6 protein-coding genes and 1 pseudogene are annotated in these 8490 nt (G+C 71.4%); 5 read left to right on the forward strand and 2 right to left on the reverse strand.

Going from position 1 to position 8490, the window contains the following annotated elements; genetic code table 11:
- Both L1885_RS18785 and L1885_RS18790 read right to left on the reverse strand, forming a co-directional pair.
- Positions 1-513: pseudogene (locus L1885_RS18785) on the reverse strand (hypothetical protein); the annotation flags it as partial.
- 104 nt (positions 514-617) lie between these two features.
- On the reverse strand, positions 618-1565 hold the full coding sequence (locus L1885_RS18790; RefSeq protein WP_235798312.1) for a heme o synthase: 948 nt from the start codon (positions 1563-1565) through the stop codon (positions 618-620).
- Positions 1566-1917: 352 nt separating this feature from the next.
- On the opposite strand from L1885_RS18790, the gene tkt reads away from it, so the two are divergent.
- From tkt to pgl, 5 genes are read left to right on the forward strand one after another with little or no spacing between them, the layout of a single operon-like run.
- Positions 1918-4005 (forward strand): transketolase, encoded by a 2088-nt coding sequence (tkt, locus tag L1885_RS18795; protein WP_235798313.1) that lies wholly within the window; start codon positions 1918-1920, stop codon positions 4003-4005.
- A 34-nt stretch (positions 4006-4039) separates the two neighbouring features.
- A complete protein-coding gene (gene tal / locus L1885_RS18800) occupies positions 4040-5158 on the forward strand; it encodes a transaldolase (RefSeq protein ID WP_235798314.1) in 1119 nt (372 codons plus the stop codon).
- A gap of 5 nt (positions 5159-5163) precedes the next feature.
- The gene (gene zwf, locus L1885_RS18805; protein WP_235798315.1) at positions 5164-6693 is read left to right on the forward strand and encodes a glucose-6-phosphate dehydrogenase; all 1530 of its coding nucleotides are present in this window, start codon (positions 5164-5166) and stop codon (positions 6691-6693) included.
- Positions 6690-7706: a glucose-6-phosphate dehydrogenase assembly protein OpcA gene (opcA, locus tag L1885_RS18810; protein ID WP_235798316.1), complete on the forward strand. Its 1017-nt coding sequence runs from the start codon at positions 6690-6692 to the stop codon at positions 7704-7706. The genes zwf and opcA overlap by 4 nt, the downstream gene beginning before the upstream one ends.
- Positions 7703-8488, forward strand: a complete 786-nt coding sequence (gene pgl, locus L1885_RS18815; protein WP_235798317.1) for a 6-phosphogluconolactonase — start codon at positions 7703-7705, stop codon at positions 8486-8488. Before opcA ends, pgl begins: the two co-directional genes overlap by 4 nt.
- Positions 8489-8490 lie beyond the last annotated feature (2 nt).

Below are 8490 nucleotides of genomic sequence, written 5' to 3' on the forward strand. Positions count from 1 at the left end.
AACGGCGGCAGCGGCCGGCTCGTCGGCCGCGCCGCCCTGCTCCGCCTTCGCGCCGGGCGCGGCCTCCTCGTCGGCGGCGGCCTTGCCGGAGACGGCGGGCGCGGCGTCCTCCGGCCCCGGTGCGGGCTTGTCGGCGGCGGGTGCCGTCTTCTCCGGCGCGGCCGGCTCGGGCTCTGCCTCGGCTGCGGGTGCCGTCTTCTCCGGCGCGGCGGGCTCAGGCTCGGCCTCGGCGGCGGGCGCCGGCTCGGCCTCGGGCGCCACTCTGTCCTCGGCCTTCTCGGCCTTCTCGGCCTTCTCTACGTTCTCGGTCTTCTCGGCCGCCGCAGCCGGCCGGCCCCCGGTCTTCGCGCCCGCCTCCGCCGCCGGAGCTGCCACGTCCGCCTCGGCCGCCGCGTCCGCCGTGTCCGGAGCCGCCGCGTCCGCCGGTTCCGGGTGGTCCTTCGCCGGGCGGGCCTCGGCGGCCGCCGCTTCCTCGGCGCGTGCGTCCCGGCCGGTCTCTTCGCTCTCTGCCATGTGCGAAGGCTACCCACGGGTAGCGGGATCGGCGACGCCCCGGGCGCGTGGTGTGGGCCACGCGATCACCGGGGCGTCGGACCGGCGGCGGGGCCGCCTCGCGCTCAGCGCAGGAAGGGGTCCACGGCCACCGCGACGAACAGCAGCGACACGTACGTGATGGACCAGTGGAACAGGCGCATCTCCTTGAGCTTCGCGCCCACGACGCCCGCCTTGGCGCGCGCCTGGAGCCGGTGCGCCTCCGCGAGCCACCACGCGCCGGACAGCGCGGCGACGGCCGTGTAGAACCAGCCCGTGTAGCCGAGCGGGGTCAGCGTGAGCGACACCAGGACCATGACCCAGCTGTAGACGACGACCTGCTTCGCGACGGCCCTGTTGGTGGCGATCGCGGGGAGCATGGGGACGCCGACGCGCTCGTAGTCGCCGCGCACCCGCATCATCAGCACCCACGTGTGCGGGGGCGTCCAGAAGAAGATCACGAGGAAGAGGACGACCGCCGCCCACGACATCGAGTTCGTCACGGCCGACCAGCCGATGAGTACGGGCATGCAGCCGGCGATGCCGCCCCAGACGACGTTCTGCGAGGTGCGCCGCTTGAGGCCCATCGTGTAGACGAGCACGTAGAAAAGGAGGGCCCCCAGGGCCATGGCCGCCGACAGCCAGTTGATCAGCAGACCGAACCAGAGGGTCGACACGACGGCGAGCGTCAGGCCGAATACGAGTGCTTCGCGCGGGGAGACCATTCCGGTCACGAGGGGCCGCTGCGACGTCCGGTCCATCAGGGCGTCGATATCACGGTCGATATACATGTTCAGCGCATTCGCGCCGCCCGCGGAGAGATAACCGCCGACGCAAGTGGCCAGCACGAGCCAGAGGTCCGGCACGCCCCGCGCGGCGAGGAACATCACCGGCACGGTCGTGATCAGCAGCAGCTCGATGATCCGCGGCTTCGTCAGCTCCACGAATGCCTTGACGCGCGCTCCGAACGGCCGACTGGCCCTCGGGCTCGACGTCGCGGCGACCGCTGCGGGTCGGGACTCGACGGCCGTCACGTACACCCCTGACAGAGAAATCCCAGCAAGCCCCGGGCGTGATGAAGCCCCGGTGAAGTCTTGCGCGTACCACGCCACTCTAGACGTTGCCCAGATGCCGTTCCTCGCGGGGGTGGGTCGTGTTGGAGGCGCCCGGAGCGCGCGTGAATGACGCGCGGCAGGCGCGCCGCGTCCGCGTGAATGACTCACCGGGAGGCGGACTTCCGCCCCGCGCGCCACCCTGGGAATGCACGGGAAATGCAGGGGAAATGCATGCGTGGGCCCGCCGCGACCGCAAGGGTAGGCTCGACACCGATCCGGTGCGCCCCGCAGGACACCGGCCGTGACATGTGGAGAGGAGCCCTGACTCAGGGTGAGCACCAAGCCGACCACCACAGACCTCAAGTGGACAGAGCTGGACCAGAGGGCGGTCGACACCGCCCGTGTCCTGGCAGCGGATGCCGTGCAGAAGGTGGGCAACGGCCATCCCGGTACGGCGATGAGCCTGGCCCCTGCCGCCTACACCCTCTTCCAGAAGGTGATGAGGCACGACCCCGCCGACGCGAACTGGACCGGTCGCGACCGGTTCGTGCTGTCGGCCGGGCATACGTCCCTGACCCTGTACATCCAGCTCTACCTGGCCGGCTTCGGCCTGGAGCTGGACGACCTGAAGGCGCTGCGCACCTGGGGCTCCAAGACCCCCGGCCACCCGGAGTACGGCCACACGGTCGGCGTCGAGACGACCACGGGCCCCCTCGGCCAGGGCGTCGCGAACGCGGTCGGCATGGCCATGGCGGCCCGCTACGAGCGCGGCCTCTTCGACCCGGACGCCGAGCCGGGCACGTCCCCGTTCGACCACTTCGTCTACGCGATCGCGGGCGACGGCTGCCTCGAAGAGGGCATCTCGGCCGAGGCGTCCTCCCTCGCCGGCCACCAGAAGCTCGGCAACCTGGTCCTCCTGTGGGACGACAACCACATCTCGATCGAGGGCGACACCGAGACCGCGATCAGCGAGGACACCCTCAAGCGGTACGAGGCGTACGGCTGGCACGTCCAGCGCGTCCAGCCGAAGGAGGACGGCGACCTCGACCCGCACGCGCTGTACGCGGCGCTGCAGGAGGCCAAGGCCGTCACCGACCGGCCGTCCTTCATCGCGATGCGCTCGATCATCGCCTGGCCCGCGCCGAACGCCCAGAACACCGAGGCCGCGCACGGCTCGGCGCTGGGCGCCGACGAGGTCGCCGCGACCAAGCGCGTCCTCGGCTTCGACCCCGAGCAGAGCTTCGTCGTCGCCGACGAGGTCGTCGAGCACACCCGCAAGGCACTCGACCGGGGCCGCGAGGCGCGGGCCGAGTGGGAGAAGGGCTTCGCGGCCTGGCGCACCTCGAAGCCGGAGCACGCCGCGACGTTCGACCGCGTGGCGTCCGGCACCCTGCCCGAGGGCTGGGAGAAGGCGCTGCCCGTCTTCGAGACCGGCAAGTCCCTTGCCACGCGCGCCGCTTCCGGCAAGGTGCTGCAGGCGATCGGCCCGGTCGTCCCCGAGCTGTGGGGCGGCTCGGCCGACCTCGCGGGCTCCAACAACACGACGTGGGACAAGAACTCCTCGTTCCTGCCGGTGGGCAACCCGCTGCCGGAGGCCGACCCGTACGGCCGCACCATCCACTTCGGCATCCGCGAGCACGCGATGGCCGCCGCGATGAACGGCATCACGCTGCACGGCAACACCCGTGTCTACGGCGGTACGTTCCTCATCTTCTCGGACTACATGCGCAACGCCGTGCGCCTGTCCGCGCTGATGCACCTGCCGGTGACCTACGTGTGGACGCACGACTCGATCGGGCTCGGCGAGGACGGCCCGACGCACCAGCCGGTCGAGCAGCTCGCGACGCTGCGCGCCATCCCGAACTTCAACCTGGTGCGCCCCGCGGACCCGAACGAGACCGTCATCGCGTGGCGCGAGATCCTCCGCCGGTACACGAAGACGTACGGCAAGGGCCACCCGCACGGCCTCGCGCTGACGCGCCAGGGCGTGCCGACGTACGAGCCGAACGAGGACACCGCCCGCGGCGGTTACGTGCTCGCCGAGGCCGAGGGCGGCGACCCGCAGGTCGTGCTCATCGGCACCGGCTCCGAGGTGCAGCTCGCCGTCGAGGCGCGCGAGCAGCTCCAGGCCGACGGGATCCCCACCCGCGTCGTGTCGATGCCCTCGGTCGAATGGTTCGAGGAGCAGGACCAGGGGTACCGGGAGTCCGTCCTGCCGCCGTCCGTGAAGGCGCGGGTGGCGGTCGAGGCGGGCATCGCCCTGACCTGGTACCGGTACGTCGGGGACACCGGCCGCGTCGTGTCGCTGGAGCGCTTCGGTGCCTCGGCGGACGGCAAGGTCCTCTTCCGCGAGTTCGGCTTCACCGCCGAGGCCGTGGCCGCCGCGGCGCGGGAATCTCTCGACGCCTCCGCACGCTGACGCCTGTACACGACAAGTAGGAGATGCAACCGACATGACAGACGCACTGAAGCGCCTCTCCGACGAAGGCGTAGCGATCTGGCTGGACGACCTGTCACGCAAGCGGATCACCTCGGGCAACCTGGCCGAGCTGATCGACGAGCAGCACGTGGTGGGCGTCACGACGAACCCGTCGATCTTCCAGAAGGCGATCTCCCAGGGAGACGGGTACGACACGCAGCTCACGGAGCTCGCCGCCCGCAAGGTGACCGTCGAGGAAGCCATCCGGATGATCACTACGGCCGACGTCCGCGACGCCGCCGACATCCTGCGCCCGACGTTCGACGCCACGGGCGGCACCGACGGCCGGGTCTCCATCGAGGTCGACCCCCGCCTGGCGCACGACACCCTGGCGACGATCGCCGAGGCCAAGCAGCTGGCGTGGCTGGTGGACCGGCCGAACACGCTGATCAAGATCCCGGCGACCGAGGCGGGCCTGCCCGCGATCACCGAGACGATCGCCCGCGGGATCAGCGTCAACGTGACCCTGATCTTCTCGCTGGAGCGCTACCGCAAGGTGATGGACGCCTACCTGAGCGGCCTGGAGAAGGCGAAGGCCGCGGGCCTGGACCTCTCGAAGATCCACTCGGTGGCGTCGTTCTTCGTCTCCCGCGTCGACACCGAGATCGACAAGCGCCTCGACGCGCTGGGCACCGACGAGGCCAAGGCCGCCCGCGGCAAGGCCGCCGTCGCCAACGCGCGCCTCGCCTACGAGGCGTACGAGGAGGTCTTCAGCGGCGACCGCTGGGCCGCCCTCGACCGCGCGCAGGCCAACCGCCAGCGTCCGCTGTGGGCGTCCACGGGCGTCAAGGACAAGGCGTACAAGGCGACGATGTACGTCGACGACCTGGTCGCGCCGAACACCGTGAACACCATGCCCGAGGCCACCCTCGACGCGGTGCAGGAGGCCGGCACGAACGGCGGCGACGCCGTCCGCGGCACGTACGACCAGGCCCGCGCCGACCTCGCCGCCGTCGAGAAGCTGGGGATCTCCTACGACGAGGTCGTACGGCTCCTCGAGGACGAGGGCGTCGACAAGTTCAAGACGTCCTGGGACGACCTGCTCAAGTCGACGCAGGCGGAGCTCGAGCGCCTCGCCCCCTCGGAGGGCTGATCTCCTTGGCCACCAACGGAGCCAATCCGCTCCGGGACACGGCGGACCGAAGGCTCCCGCGCATCGCGGGGCCTTCGGGCCTGGTCATCTTCGGAGTCACGGGTGACCTGTCCCGCAAGAAGCTGATGCCGGCGGTCTACGACCTCGCCAACCGCGGCCTGCTGCCGCCGGGCTTCTCGCTCATCGGCTTCGCGCGCCGCGACTGGGAGGACGAGGACTTCGCCCAGGTCGTCCACGACGCCGTCAAGGAGCACGCCCGCACCCCGTTCCGCGAGGAGGTCTGGCAGCAGCTGAGCCAGGGCATGCGGTTCGTGCAGGGCACCTTCGACGACGACTCGGCGTTCGAGACGCTGAAGTCCACCATCGAGGACCTCGACAAGTCCCAGGGCACCGGCGGCAACTTCGCCTTCTACCTGTCGGTCCCGCCGAAGTTCTTCCCGAAGGTCGTCCAGCAGCTCAAGCAGCACGGGCTCGCCGAACAGAAGGAAGGGTCCTGGCGGCGCGCGGTCATCGAGAAGCCGTTCGGCCACGACCTCAAGTCCGCGAAGGAACTCAACGCGGTCGTCCACGAGGTCTTCCCGCCGCACGAGGTCTTCCGCATCGACCACTACCTCGGCAAGGAGACCGTCCAGAACATCCTGGCGCTCCGCTTCGCCAACACGCTCTTCGAGCCGATCTGGAACCGGTCCTACGTCGACCACGTGCAGATCACCATGGCCGAGGACATCGGCATCGGCGGCCGCGCCGGGTACTACGACGGCATCGGCGCCGCCCGTGACGTGATCCAGAACCACCTGCTCCAGCTGATGGCGCTCACCGCGATGGAGGAGCCCGCCTCCTTCGACGCGGACGCCCTCGTCGCGGAGAAGACCAAGGTGCTGGGCGCGGTGCGGCTGCCGAAGGACCTCGCGGCCGACACCGTGCGCGCGCAGTACGCGGCGGGCTGGCAGGGCGGCGAGAAGGCCGTCGGCTACCTCCAGGAAGACGGCATCGACCCCAAGTCGAAGACCGACACCTACGCGGCGATCAAGCTGGAGATCGAGAACCGCCGCTGGGCGGGCGTCCCGTTCTACCTGCGCACCGGCAAGCGCCTCGGGCGCCGCGTCACGGAGATCGCGGTCGTCTTCCAGCGCGCGCCGCACTCGCCCTTCGACCACACGGCCACGGAGGAGCTCGGGCAGAACGCCCTGGTCATCCGCGTCCAGCCGGACGAGGGCGTGACCCTGCGGTTCGGTTCCAAGGTGCCCGGCACCTCCATGGAGGTGCGGGACGTCTCGATGGACTTCCAGTACGGGGAGTCCTTCACCGAGTCGAGCCCCGAGGCCTACGAGCGGCTCATCCTCGACGTGCTCCTCGGCGACGCCAACCTCTTCCCGCGCACGGAGGAGGTGGAGCTGTCCTGGCAGATCCTGGACCCGATCGAGGAGTTCTGGGAGAAGCACGGCAGGCCCGCCCAGTACGAGTCCGGCACCTGGGGACCCGCCGAGGCGGACGAAATGCTCGCACGAGACGGACGGAGCTGGCGCCGGCCATGAAGATCGACCTCACGGACACCACGTCCAGCAAGATCAACAAGGCGCTGGTGCAGGGCCGGAGGGCCATCGGATCCCCGTCGGTCGGCATGGTCCTCACCCTGGTCGTCGTCACCGACGAGGAGAACGCGTACGACGCGCTCCGCGCGGCGAGCGACGCGTCGAGGGAGCACCCCTCGCGCATGCTCGTCGTCATCAAGCGCCCCTCCCGCTCCCCGCGCGACCGGGCCAACGCCCGCCTCGACGCGGAGGTGCGGGTCGGCGAGGACGCGGGCATCGGCGAGACGGTCGTCCTGCGGCTGTACGGCGAGGTCATCGACCACGCCCAGTCCGTGGTGCTGCCGCTGCTGCTGCCCGACGCGCCCGTCGTCGCCTGGTGGCCGATCAACGCCCCGGCCAGCCCGGCGAAGGACCCGCTCGGGGCGCTCGCGCAGCGCCGCGTCACGGACTCCTTCACCGCGCAGAACCCGGTCGACGAGCTCAAGGAGCGCGCCGCCGTCTACACGCCCGGCGACACGGACCTGGCGTGGAGCCGCATCACCCCCTGGCGTTCCATGCTCGCCGCCGCGCTCGACCAGGTGACGTGCAAGGTCGAGTCCGCCGAGGTGGAGGGCGAGCAGGACAACCCGTCCTGCGAACTCCTCGCCATGTGGCTCGCCGAGCGCCTCGGCGTGCCGGTCACCCGTGCCCTGTCCAAGGGCCCGGGCCTGACCGCCGTGCGGATGGAGACCACCTGCGGCCCGGTCGTCATCGACCGCGCCGACGGCTCCCTCGCGACCCTCTCCATCGAGGGCCAGCCCGACCGCGCGGTGGCGCTCAACCGCCGCGACACGGCCGAGCTGATCGCGGAGGAGCTGCGCAGGCTCGACCCGGACGACACCTACGCCGCGACCCTCCGCTTCGGCGTGGAGCGGCTGTCCGCCCCGGCCAAGGGCGCCGCCGCCGACGGCGCGGCGAAGGAGAGCGCACCGGCCGCGAAGAAGACGGCGCCGGCCAAGAAGGCGGCGTCCAAGTGAGCGCCACGCCACAGCTCGTCGTCCACCGGGACAAGGAGCTGATGGCGTGCGCCACCGCGGCGCGGCTGATCACGAAGATCGTCGACGCGCAGGCGTCGCGCGGTTTCGCGTCGATCGTCCTGACCGGCGGGCGCAACGGCAACGGCCTGCTGGCCGCGCTGGCGTCGTCCCCGGCCAGGGACGCGGTCGACTGGTCGCGCCTCGACCTGTGGTGGGGCGACGAGCGCTTCCTTCCCGAGGGGGACGGGGAGCGCAACGTGACCCAGGCGCGCGAGGCGCTGCTCGACAGCGTCCCGCTCGACCCGAAGCGCGTGCACGCGATGCCCGCCTCCAACGGTCCCTACGGCAGCGACATCGAGGCGGCCGCGGCCGCCTACGCCGCCGAACTGGCCGGGGCGGCACGGCCCGAGGACCACGCACAGGTGCCGTCCTTCGACGTCCTCATGCTGGGGGTCGGACCCGACACGCACGTCGCGTCGCTCTTCCCCGAGCTGCCGGGCGTGCGCGAGAGCGAGCGCACGGTCGTCGCCGTCCACGGCGCGCCCAAGCCGCCGCCGCTGCGCATCTCGTTCACGCTGCCCGCGATCCGGGCGGCGCACGAGGTGTGGCTGCTGGCGGCCGGCGAGGACAAGGCCGAGGCGGCGGAGATCGCGCTGTCCGGCGCGGGTGAGATCCAGGCACCCGCGGCGGGCGCGACCGGCAGGGCCCGCACGCTGTGGCTGCTGGACCGGGCGGCGGCCTCCAGGCTGCCGCGCGCGCTGTACCCGCCCGCGTCGCCCTGAGG

The organism is Streptomyces fuscigenes (genome assembly GCF_021556455.1).
Classification (GTDB): domain Bacteria; phylum Actinomycetota; class Actinomycetes; order Streptomycetales; family Streptomycetaceae; genus Streptomyces; species Streptomyces fuscigenes.

What these genes read in the sequence shown, in the direction of transcription:
- opcA (WP_235798316.1), top strand. Translation starts at nt 6,690, where the DNA reads ATGAAGATCGACCTCACGGACACCACGTCCAGCAAGATCAACAAGGCG.
- tal (WP_235798314.1), top strand. Translation starts at nt 4,040, where the DNA reads ATGACAGACGCACTGAAGCGCCTCTCCGACGAAGGCGTAGCGATCTGG.